We start from the raw sequence: 21,972 nt of genomic DNA, 5'->3' as shown, positions 1-21,972 counted from the left end.
GCGTGGCTTTCGCGATCTCCCCAGGAGCTTATAGTTTGCAGAGAATTAGAAAAAACTGCAAACCCATCGTCATAAAATCAGCTGAGTGCCCCCCCTGGTTTTAGGGGAATACGGCTTCGATCTCTTTCAGGCGGGCATCTTCTGATTTGGTGGTGCGATTGCCAAAGCGGCCCAGGACATCGCCCACTGCGGTGGCAACCGCCGTGGCCCGAGACATGATGCTCTGTTTTAGGTCTGCAATCTGCTCAGGGGACATCTGCGACATCACGGCCGTAATGTACTTTTTCCAGACTTCCAAACCTTCAGCGGTAGGGCCTTGGGTTAACCAATGGTTCATGACCTCGAAACCAGGGTCACCAGGTTTCATGTTCCATTCATGGGCCATCTTCATGATTAGGTCACGTTCCTCAATGTTGAGGACGCCATCGGCGTAGGCGACACTGATCATTGGATACATGGTCAGAGCGGCCATGTTCCGGGACGTAACCCCCATGTCGACAAGCTTTTGAATAAGTACCTTGTCGGAGATCGCCGTTGCTTTAGATAACTCGTCAATCAAGTTCTCTTCAGCGATCTGCTCGCGCAGTCTTTCCCACAACGCTTCGTTTTCCTCGACGAACATCGAGTCCAGCAAGTTCTGGTAGTCGGACTCATTGTACGTGTGGTGGGGTTGTTCCGTCACGGGACTGTCCTTCGTTCTCAATGGGGAAAAGTCACGGCCCAATAGGGCCACAGCGGGTACCTGTATTGTACTTTGGCTGGCAGCATGAAACCAGAATAGGTAACCGTTCTAACGGGGCAATTATGTACCGATATACCGAGCATAAAGCGACCGGGCTTCCGCCGGATCAACGGTTCCATGAACAATACAACGGCCGTCGCCAAAAAGGGTAAACGCATGCTCCCCAATCGTGGCTCGCAACAGATAAGGATTTGCTTCCACCGGGCCAAATTGCCTCAGGTTCTCGGCTAATGCGTTCAGATCTAGCGGTTCGCTATCGGCGAAATTTAATTGAATCGCATTTCGGCCACACAGCACCGCAGATTGGCTGCCTCGTTTGCCAGCGAGCCACTCTAGGTCTCGCTGACCGCAGGCCACACAACCGCTACGATCGTCAAGGCCGCTTAGTTTTACAGGGCGAATGCGGTTCTCCCACAGATCGAATACCGTCAGGGTGCGACTGACTTGTTCCGTGTGGCCACTTAGGATCTTGATCGCTTCCATACTTTGCAGGGAAGCAATCACGCCGATGATAGGGGCCAAGATACCTGCCGTGTCACAGGTGGGCGTTGTCCCAGGGGGAGGTGAATCGGGAATAATGCAACGAAGACAAGGGCCGTTGTGGGGCAGGATCGTCATTGTTTGCCCCTCTGCACCAATGCAGCCCCCATACACCCAGGGAATGCCTAGTTTCAACGAAGCATCATTTAGCAGAAAACGGATCTCGAAATTGTCGGTGCCATCGACAATCACGTCGACACCTTGGCAGAGACGCTCGATGTTACGGTGATCGACATCGCAAATTTCCGCTTCGATGCGAATGTCCGAGTTGGCAGAAGTGAGATGGTTTTGGGCGGCGATTGCTTTCGGCAGCCGCTGTCGAACGTCCTCTTCGGTATAGATGACCTGACGCTGTAGGTTATTCCATTCGATGTAGTCTCGGTCGACGATTCGCAAGGTGCCGACACCACTGCGAGCCAACGTATTGGCAATCACGGATCCTAACGCCCCGAGGCCAACGACCAAGGCGGTCGACCGCGCAAGCTGCTCTTGCCCGGTGCGACCAAAGCGGCCATAGCTCATTTGCCGGGCATAGCGTGCCAGTGAGTCATCTTCTGATTTTGTCATTAGGGAGTCTCGGGAAGAAGCCACAAACCAGCGTAGTCAGCACCATGGTCGAGGTCGGCTTGGAACTGGTCACACGCTTGTCTTAATTCTGCCGCAGAGTGATTTTTTACGTCATATTGCCGGGTGGCAATAACCGGCAATGGCTGTTCTGTCTGCCAGCCAGAGCAGAGTACGTGCTCTGTAACCGCAACGAATTGGGCCCAAGCGGGAATGGAATGGGGGGAACTAAGTTGAATCCCTAGCAGTACGTGCGAGTGGGCCGCACGTGTCATTTCTTCCGGGCAATCGTCAGGCAAAATCAACATGAGGACCGCAGCCGACCGACTCGCCTGGTCGATTAACTGAGAGGTGGGCTGAATTATCCGAAGAATTACCGGCGTGCCTGCGATGGTTGCTGCGTGATAGTCGTCGTCAGCCGAATGGTTGCGGATGGTAACGAGATCGACCTCAGGCCAGGATTGCCCCCATCTGGCAGAGGAATTGTCCGCCGCGCGAATAACCCAACGGCGATCGGCGAGAAAAAAACTATCGGCTCGGATGCGAAGATCACGCAGCCCAACGATCGTTGGGGTATCTGCCAGCTTGTAATAGGCTGGTGTCTCTGGAGTCCAAAGGGTCGGTTCGGGGACGATTGCCTTCCACGCTTCGCGATCTGCGAGTTGTGCTTTTTGAAAAGGATATCGCGCCGTTAGAGTTCGCCCCAGCTGGCTGAAAGGGCCCTCGAGGTAAAGGGAATCGATGGAATCTGATTGCTTCTCGGGAAAAAACCAGACATCGACTTCCAGTGAGGAAGTGCGGCCTTGTCGAAGCATGGCGATAAGTCTCACGCTTTCAGGTTTTTCAGCACGGCGGCCAGATGCTGGCCGGTGACCGAAGCGGGGTTTTCTGCAACCTCTTCCGGGGTTCCCATGGCCACAATATTGCCTCCTTCGTCCGCTGCCCCTGGGCCGAGATCGATAATGTAGTCGGCGGCCATCATCACATGGATGTTGTGTTCGACGACAATCAGCGAGTGACCTATCTGAAGCAGGTTTGCAAAACAGTCGAGCAGTTGCACGATATCAGCGAAGTGAAGCCCCGTGGTCGGCTCGTCCATTAAGAACAAAGTGCGGGCTTTCTTGGTGGTCGCCAAGTTGCCTGCTAATTTCAGCCGCTGAGCTTCTCCCGAGGAAAGGGTATTCGCCGGTTGTCCGAGTCGCAGGTAATCGAGGCCAACCTCATTTAATAGGTTTAGTTTCGCTTGAACTTTCGGCTGTCCGCGGAAGAAGACAAACGCTTCGCGGACGGTCATGTTCAGCACGTCAGCGATGCTCTTGCCGCGATAAGTAATTTCGAGGACTTCCTTCTTGTAGCGTTGCCCTTTGCACTCGGGACATTTGACATAAACGTCGGCCATAAACTGCATGTCGATCGCGATGTGACCATCGCCGTTGCAGCTTTCGCACCGCCCCCCTTGAACGTTGAAACTAAAGTGGCTGGCGGTCAGGTTGCGCGTTCGTGCTTGAACGGTGCTCGCAAAGACATTACGAATTTCGTCGAACGCTTTGATGTAGGTGACCGGGTTCGAGCGAGGAGAACGTCCGATGGGGCCTTGGTCGACGAGGACCACATCGTCGATCTGGCCATCGCCGAATACGTCGTCGTACGGCAAGCTTTGGATGTTCTCTTTGCGTTTGCGGCGGCAGAGGGCAGGGTAGAGGGTTTGATCGACGAGCGAACTCTTCCCGGCTCCGGATACGCCAGTCACGACCGTGAGCACGCCGAGAGGGAACTCAACTTCCAGGTTCTTCAGGTTATTTCCTCTGGCTCCTTTCAAACGTACGCGTCCATGGGTGGTGGCTCGCCGGGCACGTTTGCGGACGACACTACGACGCCCAGAAAGGAACTCGCCGGTGAGGCTTTCTTCGTCCTGTTCGATCTCGGCAGGAGTTCCCTGGAACATGATCTCGCCACCACGTTCCCCAGCTCCGGGACCGAACTCGACAATTTGATCTGCCGCCCGAATCAAGGTTTCTTCATGCTCGACCACGACTACCGTATTGCCGCGATTGCGCAGATCGACAATGGCCTCGTTTAGCCGCGTTATGTCGCTGGGGTGCAGACCGGCGGTTGGCTCATCGAGTACGTACAGCATGTTCACCAGGCTGGAACCGAGTGTGCTGGTCAACGTTACTCGCTGGGCTTCGCCCCCACTAAGCGTCCGCAGCGAACGATCTAAGGCGAGATAGCCGAGGCCAACAATACACAAATATTCGAGACGGGCCATGACTTGCGGCATAACCTGGCGACAAAGGGCACTCTCGAAGTCGCTCAATTGGATTTGGCGGAAATGGGCGACGGCATCGACGATTTTCATCGAGGAGATTTCCGCGATGTTCTTTCCACCGACCCGTACGGCCAGGGCTTCGGGACGCAGGCGGGTTCCTTGGCACGCTTCGCACTTGCGGAAGCTACGCCAGCGGCTGAGGAAGACTCGCATGTGCATTTTGTACTTGCGACGTTCCAGCCATGCGAAGAAACCTTTTAGCCCACCAAATTCTCGTTCTGGCACCCCTTCGATGATCAAGTTAATATGTTGCTCGCTCAGGTCGCGATACGGCGTGTTGATCGGGATATCGTAATCAGGGGCTAGGGCGATTAACTCTTCCAGTTCATGTTTGTAGGCTGGCGTATTCCATGGCGCGATCGCCCCTTCTGCGATCGACTTTCGCCGGTCTGGGACGATCAAGTCCATGTCCATGTCGATGATGTTGCCGAACCCTTCGCAGTCGGGACAGGCACCGAGAGGACTATTGAAATTAAACAGACGCGGATCAGGCTCAATAAATTGAAGGTTGCACTTCTCGCAGCGAAGCTGACTGCTATAACCGAGGCGAAGCCACGATTGCCCATCGATTTCCACTGCGACGGCTTGGCTGGCGAGTTGCCCTTCTGCGGTCGGTTGGAGCAATATTTCGCAAACGCCGTTGCCATGGGCGAAGCCAGATTCCAGCGATTCGCGCAGACGCTCGATCTTTAACGATTCCAGCGTCAAGCGATCGACCACCACGGAGAGCGTCTCGCCAGATTTCAGACGCTGGGTAAGGGCTTCGTCTTGATCTGGGGTGAGCGAGATCATTTGCCCTGCTGAAATCACGCGGACGAAGCCATCCTCGCGTAGTTGCTCGACGACCCCTTCGGTTTCGTCAGCCTCGCAAGTGATCGGGAAAGCGACCATCATGCGGCCGCTGCTTTCTACGGCGACCAGTTGATCCGCGACTCGCCCCGGAGTGTCTTTGGTGATTTCCTGTTGGCAACTTGGGCAAATTACGATCCCAATCTTGCTGAACAGAAGACGCAGGTAGTCGGTCGTCTCGGTTGCCGTACCGACGGTAGAACGGCTGGAGCGGGTATCGTTCACCTTGGTTACGGCCAGGGCCGGTGGGATATTATCGATCCGGTCGGCTTCAGGTTTTTCCAGGCGATCGAGAAATTGCCGGGTATAAGCCGAAAAACTTTCGATATATCGCCGCTGACCCTCCGCATATAGCGTGTCGAGGGCCATACTCGTCTTGCCACTACCGCTGACCCCGCAAAAGACGATCAACTGGCGATGTGGAATGTCGAGGTCAACCTTTTTCAGGTTATGAACTTCAACCCCTCGGGCTTCGATCTGGAGTGTCGACAAGGCTCGGCGTTCCCTTGATTCTTTTCCATCATGCTAAATGAATTTTTCATGGTAACCCGATTGAGGCCGTGAGAATACCAGGGGGGATCACTGTCCGCTTGTTCAGCACTACTTGGTTCGATAAGTTTTCAGTGTTCAGGAGTTTAACTCTAATGCAGGAGAAGGATTGTGAAGATTCAGAATATTGACCAAGGAGTTGCTACTCCCGTCGAGATGGATGGGGTTGCCGGTTGCCAGGTTAAGCAATTGATCAGCCAGCAAGATGGTGCCCCTTTGTTTGCAATGCGGCAGTTTGAAGTTGCCCCTGGCGGGTTTACCCCCCACCACCATCACCCTTACGAGCACGAAGTTTACGTGATTTCGGGTGAGGGAGTCATTTTAGAGAACGATGCCCCCCGGCCTATCAAGGCCGGTGATGCCATTTTGGTCGAGCCTGATGAAGTTCATCAGTTCCGCAATACCGGCAATACACCTTTGAAGTTCCTGTGTCTGGTGCCCAACGCGGCAAACAACGCCCAGTTTCCACCAGAATGCCAACAGTAAGGCTTGGCCAATTTCAGGCTCTATTTCCTTGGTAAGGTAAAACGCATGTCGGTTGAAAAGGATATCGAGAAGCTGCGGGATAAAATCCGCTATTACGACCGGAAATACTACGTTGAAGCCATCAACGAGATAACCGACCTCGAATACGACAAGCTGATCGATCAGCTCAAGGCCCTGGAAGCCAAGCACCCGGAACTGATCACCTCCGACAGCCCTACGCAGCGCGTAGGGGATGCCCCGGTTGCTCACCTAGAGCAGCATGCCCACCGGGTTCCGATGCTCTCGATCGACAATACCTACAGCTTGGAAGAGCTGAAGAAATATGGTGAACGAATCGCCAAGCTTTTGCCTGACGAGAAGATTGCCTGGGTGGTGGAGCTCAAAATCGACGGCGTCGCGGTATCGATTTTGTACGAAAATGGCGTTCTCACCCGGGCTCTGACACGGGGCAACGGAACTGTGGGGGATGATATCACCCACAATGTGCGCACGATTGCCGATGTCCCGTTGCGGTTGCATGGGGAAGATGTTCCGCCCCAGCTGGAAGTACGGGGCGAGATCTACATGACCAACGCCGACTTGGTCAAGCTTAACGAAAAGCAAGCCTTGGCTGGCCTACCGGCGTACAAGAATACCCGCAATGTCACGGCGGGAACCATTCGCCTGTTGGATCCGCGAATTTGCTCCGAGCGTAATTTGCGACTCTTTTGCCACGGGGTTGGCTATGTCGAAGGGTTAAAAGCCAAATCTCATACCGAGTTCCTGCAGGAACTCAACTCGTATGGATTGCCAGCGACACCGTTCGTGAAATCGTTTGTCGATTTCGATTCTGCTATCGAGCATTGTCAGGAACTGATCGAATCGCTGCATGAGTTGGAGTTCGAGGTCGATGGCCTGGTGCTCAAAGTCGACCGTTTTGAACAGCGAGAGAAACTCGGTTCGACCTCGAAGAGTCCACGGTGGCTGATCGCTTATAAGTTTGAAAAGTACGAAGCCACCACGATGGTCAACAACATCGAGGTCCAAGTCGGTAAGACTGGGGCGATCACGCCGGTTGCTATCTTAGAGCCAGTAGAACTAGCGGAAACGACCGTTTCGCGGGCCAGTTTGCACAATGCTGAAGAGATTGTGCGGAAAGATGTGCGCATCGGCGACGTGGTGGTGGTCGAGAAAGCAGGCAAGATCATTCCCCATATTGTTCGGACGGAAAAGCACGAACGGAAGACCGATCTGCCCCCTTTTCCTTTTCCAACCCAATGCCCTTCGTGTGGAACTGCTGTCGTAAAGGACGAGGGAGGCGTTTACATTCGCTGCCCCAATTGGCAAGGTTGTCCTGCGCAAATCAAAGAGCGAATACGCTATTTCGCGACACGCAATGCCATGGACATTGAAGGCCTGGGGGACAAGCTGGTCGATTTGTTAGTCGATGAAAAGATTGTCCATACCTACGGTGATTTGTACCGGCTGAGTGCGGAGCAAATTGCTGCGTTGCCGAGAATGGGAAAGAAGTCAGGCGAGAAGCTCGTCGCAGCAGCGGAAGAAAGCAAATCGCGTGGCTTGGCACGGCTGCTTAATGCCTTGTCGGTCCGGCATGTCGGGGCACGGGGGGCAGAACGATTAGCCAATCATTTTGGGACAATCGAAGCATTGATGGCCGCTTCGGAAGAAGAGATTGCCGAGATTGAGGATATCGGTGACGTTATCGCTGCTTCGGTGAGAGAGTTTTTTCAAAGCGAATTTGGGCAAGATACCATCAACGACTTGCGTGGAGTTGGAGTCTCGTTAGAAGCCATTCAGCGAAAAGTAGAGAGTGGTCCTGCTGTTTTTGAGGGGATGGCCTTTGTCGTGACTGGGACGCTGTCGAAGTTTACACGTGACGAGATAGAAGAATTGATTCGATCTCGCGGCGGGAAAGCATCGGGGAGCGTTTCTAAGAAGACGAACTATCTGGTCGCCGGGGAAAAAGCGGGTAGTAAACTAGCCAAAGCCGAATCGTTGGGAGTGCCGGTGCTTACGGAGACTCAATTCGAGGAGCTGCTAGCAGAGCTGGACGCACAAGCTTAGTGCGGGCCATGGCAATCGTTTGTGCGCGAATTGGGTTAGTGTGGAACTAGCAAATCTGTTATCGTCCTTATCGATTTGATGGAAGATTTCATGCGCCAGCAGTACCGGTGTGCTTCTGACGGCATGAACTGAATGTCGCAAGGGATGCGATAGATGCGTGTTTGTGGATTCACTATATTGCGAGACGGTGTCCGTTTTGGGTACCCGTTTGTCGAGAGTATCAAATCGGTACTACCGCTGGTCGATCGCTTTGTCGTTCAGGTAGGGGATTGTTCGGACAACTCGTTGGAAGTCCTGCAGGCAATCGGCGATCCCAAGATCGAAATCGAAATCACGCCTTGGGATCCTGAAATGCGCAAAGCGGGCGAGGTGCTCGCTTATCAAACAAACCTTGCTCTGGATCGTTGCGACGGGGACTGGTGTTTCTACATCCAGGCCGACGAAGTGATCCACGAAGCCGATTACCCGGCCATCCGCCGGGCAATGGAAACCAATTGGCATCGTCCTTGGGTCGAAGGAATTCGTTTTCGCTATCTACATTTTCGCGGGGACTATAACATTCGAGATCCCCTCGGTTATCGCCGCCAGGTGCGTATTGTGCGGAACGATCCGCAAATTCGGAGCGTGGGCGATGCTTGTGGTTTCGGAAAGAACGGCCGTCGCTTGATTTCAAGCATGGTGCGTGCCCGAGTATTTCACTACGGTTATGTGCGCCCCCCCAAAGCGATGGCTGAGAAGACCGCTCAGTTTCAGCAATTTTACATCTACGACAAGCAGGGCAAGCAAGTCATGCAGCGAGATGATAACCCGCTGAAAGAAGTGGGCGAATACATCTACGACATGCAGGCCTGTGTCCCCTATCACGGATCGCACCCAGCGGTCATGCAGCAGCGTATTGCGGCCAAAGATTGGGAAACGCCTCCGTTTAAACACGTCCCCTTGTGGCGGAACAAGGTTTGGTGGCATGGGCGTTTGCGAAAAGCATTCCCACAGATCTTCGATCCGAAGACCCCGCAAGTCAGCAATCAGCCCGAAAAAAAAGACGCGAGTTCTAAGGCTGTCGCGGCAAAGCAGTCTAAAGCTGCTTAGGTTCGCTTCTCGCTAAAATGGAAAAGCGTCTGAACTCGCTAACAGCAGATCGATAAAAAGGCCCTCTATTTCTCGTGAAATAGAGGGCCTTTTTTTGTTTCTTGTGATTGACCTGGTGTCGCGGACTATTTCGACGTGGTCGGCTCAATGTCTTTCAAAGAGCGTCCTAGACGCTTTCGAGTGCCTGCTCGGCTGCTGCCGCTAGAGCTACTCGAATTGCCGAGCTTTTGCTGCGACTTGGCATTCTGAAGGAAGCCGAGCACATTGTTATCGGCGCCTTCGGCTTCAGCGGGCATGCCGATCTCTTCCACGGCATCGGATACGCCCAGCAGGACCGCCGACTTGACCCCGTTACGCATCCATTCAAAGAAATTGAAGTTGCTCATTTCCGTACCTTTTTTCAAACCGCCCAAAACTTGGATTGGCGAGGGACGTTATCAGGTAACGGATAGTCGGTCTAGGGCAATTCAGCACGAGTTTGCGAGAAGTGATGCCTTGCCGAATGAACTTTGACGCGATGCTATCACCGCGTCGAGAGACTGGTGCATTCCCGGAGTGACCCCATGCGGAATGTAGCTGCGGAACATCGGGAACGTTTGACACAACCGGAACGTAGGACCCACATTTCGGAATGGGCAATCTGGAAAGAGCTTTATGCTTGCATAAACGCTGACGATAACGAGTGCTATCGTAAGGACACGGTAGCAACCAGATTTCGTGCTCGCCGCAGGAGGCAGGTGGAAGATGACCGACGGATATCGCAGAAATTCCCAAGGCTATGCCAGGGAAGAACAGGGTTACGAACCGTACAGTTGGGGTTCGTTTGCGTTTGGGATCATGCTGGGCGTGATCCTGGTGTATATCTTTGCAGTGCGTCCTTCTGAAGAGCACTTGCACGAACTGAACATTCGGGTCTCGCGACTTGATCGGACGGTCGAGAAGCTGGCTAGGGCGACAGAAACGGTGGACGGGACGGTTGATCTCTTGTCGCAGTTGGCCAAGCAAAAAGAGCTAACCGAACAGGTTCAAGTTGTTGCCGATATGAACGAGAAGCTGAAAGCTCAGTTCAGCCGGCTCTCTTCGATGAACGTAGAAATTCGCGAAGCAGAAGTTGCCCTCGATCGGGTCGCAAGCTTGCATGGCCGCGTTGCTGGTCAGTACCCCCATGCTGTTCAAGCTGAAAAGGCATTTAACCAATTGGCTAGTATGCAATCGCAGATCTTGCTGGCCCATAAAGACAGCCGGCAAGCGAGTGCTTCCCTAGCTGATCTCTTGAATTTGCAAGAGCGAATTGTCCAGCAAGCCGGCAATGCTCGCCTCGCAGATTTGGTCCTGAAAAATGTTTTTGCCATGCAAGACGATATCGTCGCTGAGCAATATCGAACCGATAAAGCTCGGCGTGTGGCGAATAAAATGATCCAGATTGAAGCCGATTTAATCTGCCAGACCGAAGATTCCCAATTTGCGATTCAATCTTTGGACCAACTTCTGACGATGCAAAGAAAATTGAATCGTGCGGCAAGCACCATGGAGGACGGTCAGCCCAGCGTGGGGGAGCTGTTGGCTCAGGAAACAATCCTGAAGCAAGCTTCGTCTCCGTCCTCACTCGTCGATCCGTTGCGAGTGCTGCAAACGCTGGCAACGCAGATGAAGCCGAAACGTCTGTTGCCGATGAATACAGCGGAGTTGCAGCGGCTTGCGGATCATTTGACCCAGGGTGCACCCCAGTACGTTGCCGACCTTGTCGTTCCCACTGTGGCCGAGGTCCGCTAAGAAGACTATTTGGCCGATAACTGGCCAATGGTACCCATCGCACAATTGCAGTTTGATACGGCGGCACGGAGGTCATAAGTCCTTGTTCGCCAGCATTAAGAGCGTCCCGCGTTGCTTGCAACTCGGGACGCTCTTTTCATTTCTTGACCGGCACCGCCGCTGTCTGCTATCGCGGGCGATTAGGCAGTTAGCTAACGATTGATCTTGGCGTTGGCTCGAAATTTTCTTATATGACGACTCTTGCGTTGTAAGCCCCCGGACGCCAGTGTTAGGAAGTTCCCGCATGGGATGGTTCTCGCTTCGAACCACATTTGTTTTTGGTTTGCTTTTTTGGTCTGCCCACGCATCTCTTGCGCGCGGTGACGATCAAAATGTGTTCCATGAAATTGGCCGTAGCTACTTTGAGTCTCCCATTACTGACGTCAATGAGGCCGAGTTTGTCCATTATCTAGACCCCAAAGAGGACTTGTCCTCTTCGCTGAGCGATATCATGCAACTCCCTCCTCTGCCTGAGTTGCCGGCACCTAAAAAGCCGGAAGCCGCAGCAGAAGAGAAACCGGCCGAGGCACCAGCAGCAGAAAAGCCAGCCGAGGCGACGCCCGAGGAAGCAAAGCCCGCCGAAGAGGTAGCCGCTCCAGAAAAGAAAGAGCCAGAGGAGAAACCGATTGAGGAAATCGAGGACCTGGTTGAGGAACACAGCTACGGTTATCTCGACTACATTCCTTACGGGCAGTATTACCACATTGACTATTGGTTTGGTGAGGCAACTTGGAAGAACAGTGCCGAACTTGGGTTTAACGGACAGACCGGTAACACGATCTCGAATAGCTTGCGTGTAGGGGCTAAGGTGCGTCGCGAAGGGAAGCGAACAATCTTCACTTCCGAATTCAAGCATTTACGGACCAGCGATGCCGAGAACCTCACGCAGAACAATGCATTTTACAAACATCGCCTGGAATGGCCGTTGAAATTGCACGAACGCTGGGCTCTGCACGAGAATACGAATCTTGAATATGACGAATTTAAAGCGTTTGACTTGCGATTGGTGTTTAACGGTGGCCTCAGTTACAAACCGTACAAGACCGATCGAACCGATTGGACGTTATCCGCTGGTTCTGGTTTTTCGCAAGAGTTTGGCAGCCCGCAAAAGGGGGTGATCCCGGAAGCTTCATTTGGTTCTGACTTCACGCATAATCTGACTGACCGACAATCGATTACGTTTAACCTTGACTTCTATCCGGCGTTCGAGGCCAACGAAGGTTATCGTTTTACCAACGAAGCCAGCTATACGATCGCTTTGGATCATGGTCTGTCGCTCAAGATGAGCGCCTACGATCGCTACGATAGCACGCCTAATAATCGCAAACGCAACGACCTGGACTACGCCTGCCTGTTGTTGTGGGAATTCTAGATCTGGGGAATTTTCCAGGAAGCATGGTTTCTCTGGGTGGTTTATACTGCCGACAGTGGAACCCCTCTTTTCGCTTCTGAAATCTTCCCCGGAGAATACCCCATGCAACGTTTCGTTTTGGCTTTGACTTTTCTCTTTTTCTTGATTGCCCAGGGGAGTGCCCAAGCGGAAGAGGGCCAGCTAAAAGCCCTGATTGTGGATGGTCAGAACAATCATGGGATCTGGCCCAAAACAACGCAGATGATGAAGTCTTATCTGGAAGAGACGGGGAAGTTTAGCGTCGATGTCGCGACGACCGCACCGAACTCGACGGTCGGTTTTGCGCCCAAGTTCTCGGATTACGATGTCGTGATCAGCAACTACAACGGTCAGATGTGGCCGGAGGCGACCCAGAAGGCGTTTGTCGACTACGTAGATAATGGAGGCGGGTTCGTGGTCGTTCACGCCGCAGACAACGCTTTCAGCGAATGGGACGCGTACAACCGCATAATCGGCCTGGGGGGCTGGGGAGGACGCACGGCGAAGAGTGGTCCTTACGTTTACCTCAATCAAGACGAAAAGCTGGTCCGTGATACCTCGGCCGGCAACGGGGGACATCACGGCAGGCAGCACCCATTCCAGGTGGTTGTACGCGACCCTAAGCATCCGATCACCAAAGGTATGCCAATGGCTTGGATGCATGCTCAAGACGAGCTTTACGATCAGCTGCGTGGCCCCGCCGAAAATATGAAGGTGCTAGCCACTGCCTATTCCGATCCGGCAACCGGAGGAACAGGGCGGCACGAGCCGATGATCATGACGGTAAGCTATGGAAAAGGACGTGTTTTCCATACGCCCATGGGGCACGGCGACTATTCGATGGAATGCACCGGTTTCATTGCTACGTTACTGCGAGGTACCGAGTGGGCAGCAACAGGCGAGGTGACCTTGCCAATTCCAGAAGATTTTCCCGAACCCAATAAGACTTCTCAGCGTCCCTATGAACCGGAAAAATCGTAATCGCTAGTAAGTGGGCATGCTTGGGTCGATATCTTGGGCCCAAGCATTGATCCCGCCAGCCATGTTTTGCACTTTGGGAAAGCCTTGCTCCCTTAGCCACTGAGTGACACGCATGCTGCGTCCACCATGGTGGCAGTACACGATAATGTGGTTCTGGCGTTGCGGTTCAAGTTCGCCGACACGCTGTTGGATTTCGCTCATCGGTAGGAGTGTGGCTCCAGGGATGTGTACGAAATCGAATTCGTTCTGCTCACGACAATCGAGCAAGAGAAACTCGGCGTTTTGTTTTTGCAGATTTTGAACCTCAAGGCAGGTCGTTTCGATCGGTACGCTGGTTTCGTCTGACATCACTCTCTTCCCAGATAAAGCTTTGTGAAGTGTCGAATCTAAAGGATCACAGGGTACGTCGTCCAGTAGGAACGGATTTGGTAAGTTGAATGTCTTGGCCAGCCCACCACTCATTTGGATAGCGTGAATATATGCCCCCTGATTTGGCTGCAACCCAGGCTTTCTCGATTGAGATTGTCCAAACTCTCAAAAAATCTGGATTCCAAGCCTTGTGGGCAGGGGGGTGCGTCCGCGATTTGTTGCTTGGTAGAGAGTCGAAAGATTTTGATGTGGCGACCAATGCCACTCCCGACCAAGTGCGGGATATCTTCGGGCACGACCATACGATTCCGATTGGGGCCTCGTTTGGGGTGATTACGGTTAACGGAGGTCGGCGTCGTGGTCAGGTGGAAGTTGCAACCTTCCGAACCGACATGGGTTATTCCGATGGACGCCGTCCTGATGCCGTGCGCTTTAGTAGCGCAGAAGAAGATGCACAGCGTCGCGATTTCACCATCAACGGCATGTTCTACGATCCGATCGAAGAGAAGGTTCTCGACTATGTCGGGGGCCGCCGCGATTTGAAGCACGGATTGGTGCGCAGTATTGGCAATCCTTATCTACGCTTCGAGGAAGACAAACTGCGGATGCTGCGTGCGGTACGGTTCAGTTCGAACTTTGCTTTCGATCTAGAGCTGGCAACCCAACGAGCGATTCGTGAGTTTGCCAGGCATATCCATGTGGTCAGTGCTGAACGGATTGCAGCAGAAATGCGGCGAATGCTGGCCGATAATCATCGGATGATTGCGGTCCGCATGCTGCGTGATCTTTCGCTGCTGGATGAACTATTGCCGGAACTTAATTCGGTTGTGGGGCACGCCTTACGTTGGAGCGAAACCTACCAGTCGCTTGAAGCCCTGCAAACGCCGAATTTCTCGGCTGCGATGGCATTACTGCTGCGATATGCATGTCAGCACAGCGTACTCAATGGCCAGTCACATCATCCGATCGAGCCAGCAGCCCAGATTGCGGTTCGTTGGAAGTTGACCAACGAGGAAACCAAGACCATTCAATGGCTCTTGCGTCACGAGAGACAGATTCGTCAGGCAGATCAGGTTGCCTGGCCAACTTTGCAGCGGTTGTTGATTGCAGAGCCAGCTCCGTTGCTAATTGCAGTTGGGAAAGCTATTCAACTCGCTAAACGAGAATCTACCAGCGGGATCGAGTATGCCCAGAGTCGGATTGAATTACCCGAAGAAGACCTCAACCCGCCGCCCCTTTTGAACGGTGGAGATCTGATTCAAGCTGGCTACAAACCAGGTCCGCAATTCCAACGTGTTTTGGAAAAGGTGCGTGACGAGCAATTGGAACGACGGCTTACTACGGCGGCTCAAGCATTGGAATTTGTGAAGACGCACTGGAATAACATCTAGGTGCCAACAAACCGGCTACAATAAGCCAGGCCACACTTTCAGAATAGAAACTTGAAGGACAACTTGATGGAATTCGTGTTTGAACTGGTGCTTCGCTGGGCTCATATTTTGCCGGCAATTATTTTGGTCGGTGGAACGCTTTACATGGTGTTTGCTTTGCATCCAGCCATGCAAGCGACCGACTTCGCCGAGAAGCCGGAACTGAAGAATGCAATCCGGACTCGCTGGGCAAAAGTCGTGATGATTTGCGCGGGGATCGTTGTCCTGAGCGGCATCGTTTCTCTCGGTTACCAAGCGATGAAGTACAAGTTTCCTCAGCACTACTACCATGGGGTTGCCGGAGCGAAGTTGCTGTTGGCGTTGGTGATTCTGTACATTGCCAGCCTGCTAACGGGACGCAGTAAGAATGCCGAGAAGTTTCGCGAAAAGGAAGCTTTCTGGCTCAAACTGAATGCCGTTTTAGCGGTCATTTTGGTGCTTATGGCCGGTACGTTACGGATTGCCGATCGGGTGCCCAAAAGTAGTGATTCTGCCGATTCTAAGGCCGCCATCACTTCCCCTGAGGAGACAAGCAGCGAGAATTCTTAACGTTGGAGGCACGAGTGACTAAGATGGGAAGACGTGAAGTGCCTTTGGCATGGTATTCACATACGCGATTTTCTTCTCTCTTGGGTGTTCTGTCATGTCCGACCGCAATCAGGCTTTGGCCATCCTAAAGCAAGCACGCGATGCCCTGTTGGCTCGCATGACCGAGGCCATTCTGGATCAAGCCGACGAAATTCAAGCCGACGCGGCAGGTGAGTCGTTTTTGAGCGAGATCGAGAACCTATACGACCGGATGGGGAACAAGCTGGCACACTTGAACCAGATGATCTCCAATCTTCCGGCGGAACAGGAAGAAGCCGAAGAGTCCCAAGGTTTTGAACGTTACGACCAGCCAAGCGAAAAAGAGGCGGTACGTTTGCCTCATTTTCCGCTGACGATTACGCCCCCCGAGGATGCCGTTAAGGGCTCGGATCGAGCGGATCTGATCGGGCTACCGGCTCCTGGGACACCTCTTCCTCAGGCCCCGGCATTTGGACGATTTGTTACACTGATCGAGCAAGGCAACGTCGAAGAGGCAGGCGATTTGATTGCTCAGATTCTCGGCATTTCCCCTTATTCGGGCCTCAAGTGTGCTCAGGCTTTTTCTGCGAATTACCAACGCGACACCACCGTGGTGGTTAAGGCGATGCGGATTCGGCACGAGCTCGTTCGTCATCGCTTCAACGATGCGTTAATCTTGATGCACGAATGTTTTGGCTTGCAGGGGATCGAAGCCATGGTGGCACTGCAAAAGATGCGCGATATCCTGGCATCGCCTGCAAACAGCTAACCCCCTAAATAACCTTTTCTCGCAACAACTCTTGGGAGCCTTCATGGACAAGAAGCAAAAGAAGCGTCTCGATATTCTGCAGAAAAAAATGCAGACTTTGAACCAAAAACTAGCTGGCGTGAAAGCCCAAGCCGACGAACCCGGCGAGATCGAAGCTGTTGAGCAGGAAATTGCAAAAACTCGCGAAGAGATCGAAAAGCTCAAAGCGTCCTGAAAAGTCTCGCATCCTGTGCTTGGGTGGCGTAAACTGCTAGACACTTCTCGTCCCGCATTTCCCACCTTTTGGACGTTCTAAGCGATGCGAAAGACAATCACGAATTTCATTCGGATGAGTCATCTAGTGCTCATCCTGCTCGTTCCTGGCATAGCCGCAGCACAAGAAGCTGTGCGAATCTTGCCGCCAGGGCAGTTACCCCAAGACGATCGCTTGGCGCCACCTAAAGATCTGAATGGATACTTTCCGTTTCATCCTCCGCAAAGTAAAGAGACGTGGCAAGCACGGGCAGAAGACGTTCGCACCCAGTTGAAGGTTGCCCTGGGGCTTTGGCCAATGCCTCCGCAAACGCCATTGAATCTAAAGAAGACGAGCGAATACAAATTTGACGACTATCAAGTAACTGGTGTCCGTTTCGAGAGCATGCCTGGCTTCTTTGTGACCGGTAGTCTTTATGAACCGGTTGGTAAATCAGGCCCTTTTCCTGGCGTGCTTTGCCCTCATGGCCATTGGGATAACGGTCGTTTCTATGTCGCCGGGGATGCGGAAGTTAAGAAGCAGATCGAAAGTGGGGCTGAGTCTATCGAAGAAACGGCCAGGAATCCAATCCAAGCTCGCTGTGTCCAATTAGCGAGAATGGGCTGCGTTGTGTTGCAGATTGATATGCTGGGCTATGCCGATAGCCAGCAACTGTCGATCGAGTTGGTCCACCGCTTTGGCAAGCAGCGTCCGGGCATGAATACGAATCAGCGCTGGGGATTCTTTAGCCCGCAGGCCGAGTCCCATTTGGAATCCGTTATGGGACTGCAGATTTGGAACTGCATACGTAGTTTAGATCTGTTGGAATCGCTGGCCAATGTCGATAAGTCACGCCTAGCCGTCACTGGGGCAAGTGGCGGGGCGACACAAACGATGATCGTTGGTGCGATCGATCCCCGCATCGCTGCCGTTTTTCCAGCCGTGATGGTATCAACCGCAATGCAAGGTGGCTGCACATGCGAGAATTGCACGCTCTTACGCGTTGGTACCGGCAATGTGGAGTTCGCGGCATTGTTCGCCCCTAAACCGCAAGGTTTGACCTCTGCCGACGATTGGACCAAAGAGTTCGAAACGAAAGGCTTTCCCGATCTGAAGCAGCTCTACGCTTTGATGGGAGCAGAAGATAAGGTGCACTTAACAGCTCGCACCGAATTTGGTCACAACTACAACGCCATTTCTCGGCGGGCGATGTACGAACTTTTCAATCAAGTGTTTGGCCTGAATGCGTCGGTGGAAGAACGGCCCTACCAGCGACTTACCGAGAAAGAACTGACCGTCTGGAGCGACCAAGACCGCCCTACCTACACCGAGGAATTCGAGCGAAAACTATTGGCCGAGTGGACCGCGATATCAAATCAACAGATCGAGCCGTATCTGTTAGGAGACGAGACCGATTTCCAAAAGTATCAGGCAATTGTTGAGCCTGCGCTTGCCGTGATGGTGGAAACGAAGACGCCAAAGATGGATGATCTGGATTTCGACGTTAAGGTGAAGGAGCAGCGGGAAGATTATCTCTTCATCGGCGGCTTGTTACACAACGCTCAAAACGGTTCGCAATTGCCTGCCCTGTTTTTGTACCCCAAGGACAACTGGGGAGGGCACACCGTATTGTGGCTTTCAAAAGAAGGGAAGCAGGGATTGTTTGCCGAAAATGGCCGCCTGAAGGCGGAGGTAGCCAAGTTGGTTTCTGCTGGCGTATCGGTGGCTGGGATCGATCTAATCTATCAAGGCGAGTTTCTCGCCGAGGGGCTGGCGTTCAACCAGACACCTAAAGTTGAGAACCCACGAGAAGCTGCCGCTTACACGCTGGGCTACAATCGGGCCGTCGCGGCGGAAAGGGTTAGTGACATCCTGACCATGGCTACGTTCATGCGCAACCACGAGCGAACTCCGAAGTCGATCGGATTGGTCGCGTTCGATTCGGCCATGGCTGGCATCGCTTCGGTGGCAATGGCTACGCGCTCAAAGGCATTCGATTTCGCGGCACTTCATACCGGCGGATTCCGATTTGGTGAAGTCGATTCGATTCGTTCCCCCAATTTGTTGCCAGGAGGGGCGAAGTATGGCGATGTGCCTGCCTTCTTGGCTTTGGCAGCCCCAATGCCCCTGCGCGTGATAGGAGAAAATAGCCAGTCGCTTCAGTCTACGCTCAATGCTTATCGGCTTCTGAACCAGAAAGATCATCTCGCGTATGCTGATGATATCGAGGTGACACCGGTCGACTGGGTATTGGGGCAACTTAGCCGCTTTCAATAGAGAAGCAGTCGAGGCTCTTGGGTGGGCATGCGCCGGTCTGGATCGGCTGGGCTGGTCCCTGGAATTGTATACCCGAGAGCGTACCGTAAAATAAGAGAATGCCAAAAGCAATGTTGGCTATGCCTTTGCTGTCTATTTCAACTTAGGGAGATTCAGAAACGATGAGCGACAATTTGGAAATTGTGCATTTGAAGGATTTGACCATCGTTCGTATTAGCGGCAAGCTGACCGCCGAAGACTACGAAAAGTTCGTCCCCGAGGTTGAGAAGCAGATTGCGGAATTTGGCAAGCTGCGTCTGCTGGTTGAGCTGCATGACTTCCACGGTTGGACCTTGGCTGCTGTGTGGGATGATATCAACTTCGATATGAAACATTGGAACGACATCAAACGTTTGGCCATTGTGGGCGAATCGAAGTGGGAAGCTGGGATGGCGGTCTTTTGCAAGCCATTTACCGGAGCGAAGGTTAAATACTTCGATCACAGCAAACTGGAACAAGCCAAGAAGTGGCTGGTTGAAGAGGAAGCCTAAAAGCCTAGCTCGTTTCGCAGGTAAATTTCCGCGATGGGGGAAGCCTATTTTAACCAAGTTCGTCAGACGCTTGACGAACTTTACTGCCAAGAGTCTCGCCGGGTTTTCGCAACCCTTGTTCGCTTGCTAGGAGATTTTGACTTAGCGGAAGAGGCGATGCACGAGGCATTCACATCCGCAGTTGAAAAATGGCACGAGGAAGGAATCCCGCAGAATCCTCGTGCCTGGTTGGTTTCCACGGGGCGATTTAAGGCAATTGATATCATCCGCCGACGTGCGCGGTTTGATAAATCGCTCGGCGAAATCGCCAAACGGCTGGGCGATGGGACCGACCCTGGAAATGTGATTGATGACGAGAGCATCGAGGATGATCGGTTACGACTGATTTTCATGTGCTGTCACCCAGCAATTGCCTCTCAAACCCAGGTTGCCCTTACCTTACGCGAAGTTTGTGGACTGCGAACCGAAGAGATTGCCAGTGCTTTCTTAACTTCTCCGCCAACTATCGCCCAGCGAATCGTTCGTGGGAAAGCAAAAATTCGAGATGCGGGCATTCCTTTCGAGATCCCCACGATCTCGCACATGCCGCAGCGTTTGGGCGCTGTTCTCTCAGTGATTTACCTAGTTTTCAACGAAGGGTACTCGGCATCGTCAGGCGAATCGGTCACACGGCATGACCTGTCCGAGGAAGCAATTCGTCTCGGACGACTGCTGGTGGGGCTACTTCCGGATGCGGAAGTCAAAGGGCTGCTTGCGTTAATGCTCCTGCAAGAGTCACGTCGGGCAACGCGAGCGACGCCAGAGGGCGATATTATTCTGCTGGAAGATCAAGATCGTTCCCGCTGGAACCAGGCTGACATTGCCGAGGGAGTCCGGCTCGTGCAAGAGGCTCTCGCGACACAGCGACTAGGAAGTTATTGCCTACAAGCCGCCATCGCTGCCGTTCATGCCGAAGCCGCCACACCAGAGGAAACCGATTGGTCGCAAATCATTGCGTTGTACGATGTTCTCTTGTTGGTTGCCTCGTCACCGATCGTCCAATTGAATCGTGCCGTCGCGGTAGCGATGCGAGACGGCCCGGACGCTGGGTTACGACTTGTCGAGGCAATTCTCGCCCAGGGAGAACTTCGCCAGTATCATCTGGCACACGCCGCTAAGGCAGATCTCTGCCGACGGTTAGGACGAAAAAATGAGGCACAACAGGCCTATCAACAGGCATTAGAACTTGCTCGGCAAGAGCCAGAGCGTCGATTTCTACAGCGACGATTGCTAGAGCTTCAATAAGTTCCTCTCCTGCGGAGCTCTGAATCTTTATTCTTGCAATGGCACCGCCGATCTCTTGAAATTGGAGCTACGCAGATCGTTTGCTGCGAAGTTCAAAAATTGTTTTCGGGCATGTCGATTTGGCACTTGGGGATGCGACTACAAGGTGAAGAAAACTTATTAACCCGCTTTGTGCAGGAAACCAATCGATGAAATTTGTTTGTTTGGGCTATATCGATATCGCCAAGTACAATGCCTTACCGGAAGAACAGCGAAATGCCTTGATGGAGGAGTGTTTCGCTTATGACAATGAACTTCGCCAGGGGGGCCACTTCGCGGGAGGAGGGGCGCTAGACCTGCCTGAGAACGGTGTCACGTTGCGTTATCAGGAATACCAAGTTCAAGTTACCGACGGACCATTCGTCGAAACGAAGGAGCAGATCGGTGGCATTCTCTTGCTGGAAGCACGCGACTTGAACCACGCCATCCAGTTAATGTCGAAACATCCAGGAGTGAAGATTGGGCCGTTCGAGATACGTCCTGCCGACGAGGCGATGAACTTAGTGATTGCTGCTGTAGCGGAGCAATTTGCCAAGGATGCTGGCCTTTAATGGAAGGCTGCGTACCAAGCGAGACCAGCGGAAGCCCTGGAACCTGACTTGTTTTGGGGGGAATACGTGGGCAGGCAGCGATAAATCCTCGCTGGGCTTTCACCGTAGGAAAAGACATCGATCGGCTATTGGTTCGTTCGATAGTGGCGTTCCTCTTCTAAAGTGAACCTTTCCTCCGTAGGTGTTTCTCTTTTCTTTAAGGGCGATTGTCGATCGCTCAGGATTGTTTGTTTCTGATTGCCATAGAACTCGTCGTTTGGCAAACTTCGTGAAACGAAAAGGTTTCAAGCCATGCTTGTGAAATACGGACAGTTGCCGGCGTTGTCGAAGTGATCTTGCTTCGACGCCACTTTTTGAGGTCAAGCGTAAATAGCGCTTGAGGTCTGTCCGTATTCTTCTGCACAAAGCATGAGTGGGATATGTCTGGAAATGCGCGCAAGAGATTTGCGCAGCAATGGCTCGATCGCGCCTTGGCTGAAGCTCAGCCCCGAGGCAGGTATCGTAATTTTTATTGGAATCTAATTCACGT

The 21,972-nt window shown here is 52.9% G+C and carries 20 protein-coding genes; 14 read left to right on the top strand and 6 right to left on the bottom strand.

Going from position 1 to position 21,972, the window contains the following annotated elements; all coding sequences use genetic code 11:
* Positions 1–100 precede the first annotated feature (100 nt).
* From DTL42_RS10670 to uvrA, 4 genes are all read right to left on the bottom strand, one after another.
* A complete protein-coding gene (locus tag DTL42_RS10670; RefSeq protein WP_114368710.1) occupies positions 101–682 on the bottom strand; it encodes a hypothetical protein in 582 nt (193 codons plus the stop codon).
* Between the two features lie 120 nt (positions 683–802).
* The gene (locus tag DTL42_RS10665) at positions 803–1,849 is read right to left on the bottom strand and encodes a ThiF family adenylyltransferase (RefSeq protein WP_114368709.1); all 1,047 of its coding nucleotides are present in this window, start codon (positions 1,847–1,849) and stop codon (positions 803–805) included.
* A complete protein-coding gene (locus DTL42_RS10660) occupies positions 1,849–2,661 on the bottom strand; it encodes a hypothetical protein (protein ID WP_114368708.1) in 813 nt (270 codons plus the stop codon). The genes DTL42_RS10665 and DTL42_RS10660 overlap by 1 nt, the downstream gene beginning before the upstream one ends.
* Positions 2,662–2,672: 11 nt before the next feature.
* Positions 2,673–5,516, bottom strand: a complete 2,844-nt coding sequence (gene uvrA / locus DTL42_RS10655; protein ID WP_114368707.1) for an excinuclease ABC subunit UvrA — start codon at positions 5,514–5,516, stop codon at positions 2,673–2,675.
* A 168-nt stretch (positions 5,517–5,684) separates the two neighbouring features.
* Between uvrA and DTL42_RS10650 the strand changes: the two genes are divergently transcribed.
* From DTL42_RS10650 to DTL42_RS10640, 3 genes are all read left to right on the top strand, one after another.
* A complete protein-coding gene (locus DTL42_RS10650; RefSeq protein WP_114368706.1) occupies positions 5,685–6,059 on the top strand; it encodes a cupin domain-containing protein in 375 nt (124 codons plus the stop codon).
* A 45-nt stretch (positions 6,060–6,104) separates the two neighbouring features.
* Positions 6,105–8,123, top strand: coding sequence for an NAD-dependent DNA ligase LigA (gene ligA, locus DTL42_RS10645; RefSeq protein ID WP_114368705.1), 2,019 nt, complete (start codon positions 6,105–6,107; stop codon positions 8,121–8,123).
* 153 nt (positions 8,124–8,276) lie between these two features.
* The gene (locus DTL42_RS10640; protein ID WP_114368704.1) at positions 8,277–9,212 is read left to right on the top strand and encodes a glycosyltransferase family 2 protein; all 936 of its coding nucleotides are present in this window, start codon (positions 8,277–8,279) and stop codon (positions 9,210–9,212) included.
* A gap of 125 nt (positions 9,213–9,337) precedes the next feature.
* On the opposite strand, the gene DTL42_RS10635 is transcribed toward DTL42_RS10640, so the two are convergent.
* Positions 9,338–9,598, bottom strand: a complete 261-nt coding sequence (locus tag DTL42_RS10635; protein WP_114368703.1) for a hypothetical protein — start codon at positions 9,596–9,598, stop codon at positions 9,338–9,340.
* Positions 9,599–9,956: 358 nt separating this feature from the next.
* Here DTL42_RS10635 and DTL42_RS10630 point away from each other — a divergent pair, with 358 nt between their 5' ends.
* The 3 genes from DTL42_RS10630 (at position 9,957) to DTL42_RS10620 (ending at position 13,395) form a co-directional block, all read left to right on the top strand.
* Positions 9,957–10,985, top strand: a complete 1,029-nt coding sequence (locus DTL42_RS10630) for a hypothetical protein (protein ID WP_114368702.1) — start codon at positions 9,957–9,959, stop codon at positions 10,983–10,985.
* Positions 10,986–11,358: 373 nt separating this feature from the next.
* On the top strand, positions 11,359–12,396 hold the full coding sequence (locus tag DTL42_RS10625; RefSeq protein ID WP_147274240.1) for a DUF481 domain-containing protein: 1,038 nt from the start codon (positions 11,359–11,361) through the stop codon (positions 12,394–12,396).
* Positions 12,397–12,498: 102 nt separating this feature from the next.
* The gene (locus DTL42_RS10620) at positions 12,499–13,395 is read left to right on the top strand and encodes a ThuA domain-containing protein (RefSeq protein WP_114368820.1); all 897 of its coding nucleotides are present in this window, start codon (positions 12,499–12,501) and stop codon (positions 13,393–13,395) included.
* 3 nt (positions 13,396–13,398) lie between these two features.
* Here the strand turns inward: DTL42_RS10620 and DTL42_RS10615 are convergent, their stop codons facing one another.
* The gene (locus DTL42_RS10615) at positions 13,399–13,743 is read right to left on the bottom strand and encodes a rhodanese-like domain-containing protein (protein WP_114368700.1); all 345 of its coding nucleotides are present in this window, start codon (positions 13,741–13,743) and stop codon (positions 13,399–13,401) included.
* A gap of 131 nt (positions 13,744–13,874) precedes the next feature.
* Here DTL42_RS10615 and DTL42_RS10610 point away from each other — a divergent pair, with 131 nt between their 5' ends.
* The 8 genes from DTL42_RS10610 to DTL42_RS10580 all read left to right on the top strand — a co-directional run bounded on the left by DTL42_RS10610 (position 13,875) and on the right by DTL42_RS10580 (position 21,443).
* On the top strand, positions 13,875–15,155 hold the full coding sequence (locus DTL42_RS10610; protein WP_114368699.1) for a CCA tRNA nucleotidyltransferase: 1,281 nt from the start codon (positions 13,875–13,877) through the stop codon (positions 15,153–15,155).
* Between the two features lie 66 nt (positions 15,156–15,221).
* Positions 15,222–15,743: a hypothetical protein gene (locus DTL42_RS10605; protein ID WP_114368698.1), complete on the top strand. Its 522-nt coding sequence runs from the start codon at positions 15,222–15,224 to the stop codon at positions 15,741–15,743.
* Between the two features lie 94 nt (positions 15,744–15,837).
* Positions 15,838–16,530: a hypothetical protein gene (locus DTL42_RS10600; protein WP_114368697.1), complete on the top strand. Its 693-nt coding sequence runs from the start codon at positions 15,838–15,840 to the stop codon at positions 16,528–16,530.
* 43 nt (positions 16,531–16,573) lie between these two features.
* Positions 16,574–16,744, top strand: a complete 171-nt coding sequence (locus DTL42_RS26550; RefSeq protein WP_199590120.1) for a hypothetical protein — start codon at positions 16,574–16,576, stop codon at positions 16,742–16,744.
* A gap of 114 nt (positions 16,745–16,858) precedes the next feature.
* On the top strand, positions 16,859–19,039 hold the full coding sequence (locus DTL42_RS10595; RefSeq protein WP_158545316.1) for an acetylxylan esterase: 2,181 nt from the start codon (positions 16,859–16,861) through the stop codon (positions 19,037–19,039).
* Positions 19,040–19,200: 161 nt separating this feature from the next.
* Positions 19,201–19,569, top strand: coding sequence for an STAS/SEC14 domain-containing protein (locus DTL42_RS10590; protein WP_114368695.1), 369 nt, complete (start codon positions 19,201–19,203; stop codon positions 19,567–19,569).
* A gap of 33 nt (positions 19,570–19,602) precedes the next feature.
* Positions 19,603–20,853 carry an RNA polymerase sigma factor gene (locus DTL42_RS10585; RefSeq protein ID WP_114368694.1) on the top strand — a complete coding sequence of 417 codons (1,251 nt, stop codon included), beginning with the start codon at positions 19,603–19,605 and terminating at the stop codon, positions 20,851–20,853.
* 188 nt (positions 20,854–21,041) lie between these two features.
* Positions 21,042–21,443 (top strand): YciI family protein, encoded by a 402-nt coding sequence (locus tag DTL42_RS10580; protein WP_114368693.1) that lies wholly within the window; start codon positions 21,042–21,044, stop codon positions 21,441–21,443.
* Positions 21,444–21,972: the final 529 nt, after the last annotated feature.

The organism is Bremerella cremea, from assembly GCF_003335505.1.
GTDB lineage: Bacteria > Planctomycetota > Planctomycetia > Pirellulales > Pirellulaceae > Bremerella > Bremerella cremea_A.
This window is presented reverse-complemented; position numbering and strand designations above follow the sequence as displayed.

Coding starts and splice junctions, on each gene's coding strand:
- DTL42_RS10615 (WP_114368700.1), bottom strand. CDS start 13,743: ATGTCAGACGAAACCAGCGTACCGATCGAAACGACCTGCCTTGAGGTT.
- DTL42_RS26550 (WP_199590120.1), top strand. CDS start 16,574: ATGGACAAGAAGCAAAAGAAGCGTCTCGATATTCTGCAGAAAAAAATG.
- DTL42_RS10660 (WP_114368708.1), bottom strand. CDS start 2,661: ATGCTTCGACAAGGCCGCACTTCCTCACTGGAAGTCGATGTCTGGTTT.
- DTL42_RS10585 (WP_114368694.1), top strand. CDS start 19,603: ATGGGGGAAGCCTATTTTAACCAAGTTCGTCAGACGCTTGACGAACTT.
- DTL42_RS10590 (WP_114368695.1), top strand. CDS start 19,201: ATGAGCGACAATTTGGAAATTGTGCATTTGAAGGATTTGACCATCGTT.
- DTL42_RS10610 (WP_114368699.1), top strand. CDS start 13,875: ATGCCCCCTGATTTGGCTGCAACCCAGGCTTTCTCGATTGAGATTGTC.
- ligA (WP_114368705.1), top strand. CDS start 6,105: ATGTCGGTTGAAAAGGATATCGAGAAGCTGCGGGATAAAATCCGCTAT.
- DTL42_RS10665 (WP_114368709.1), bottom strand. CDS start 1,849: ATGACAAAATCAGAAGATGACTCACTGGCACGCTATGCCCGGCAAATG.
- DTL42_RS10620 (WP_114368820.1), top strand. CDS start 12,499: ATGCAACGTTTCGTTTTGGCTTTGACTTTTCTCTTTTTCTTGATTGCC.
- DTL42_RS10640 (WP_114368704.1), top strand. CDS start 8,277: ATGCGTGTTTGTGGATTCACTATATTGCGAGACGGTGTCCGTTTTGGG.
- DTL42_RS10580 (WP_114368693.1), top strand. CDS start 21,042: ATGAAATTTGTTTGTTTGGGCTATATCGATATCGCCAAGTACAATGCC.
- DTL42_RS10630 (WP_114368702.1), top strand. CDS start 9,957: ATGACCGACGGATATCGCAGAAATTCCCAAGGCTATGCCAGGGAAGAA.
- DTL42_RS10605 (WP_114368698.1), top strand. CDS start 15,222: ATGGAATTCGTGTTTGAACTGGTGCTTCGCTGGGCTCATATTTTGCCG.
- DTL42_RS10595 (WP_158545316.1), top strand. CDS start 16,859: ATGAGTCATCTAGTGCTCATCCTGCTCGTTCCTGGCATAGCCGCAGCA.
- DTL42_RS10635 (WP_114368703.1), bottom strand. CDS start 9,598: ATGAGCAACTTCAATTTCTTTGAATGGATGCGTAACGGGGTCAAGTCG.
- DTL42_RS10600 (WP_114368697.1), top strand. CDS start 15,838: ATGTCCGACCGCAATCAGGCTTTGGCCATCCTAAAGCAAGCACGCGAT.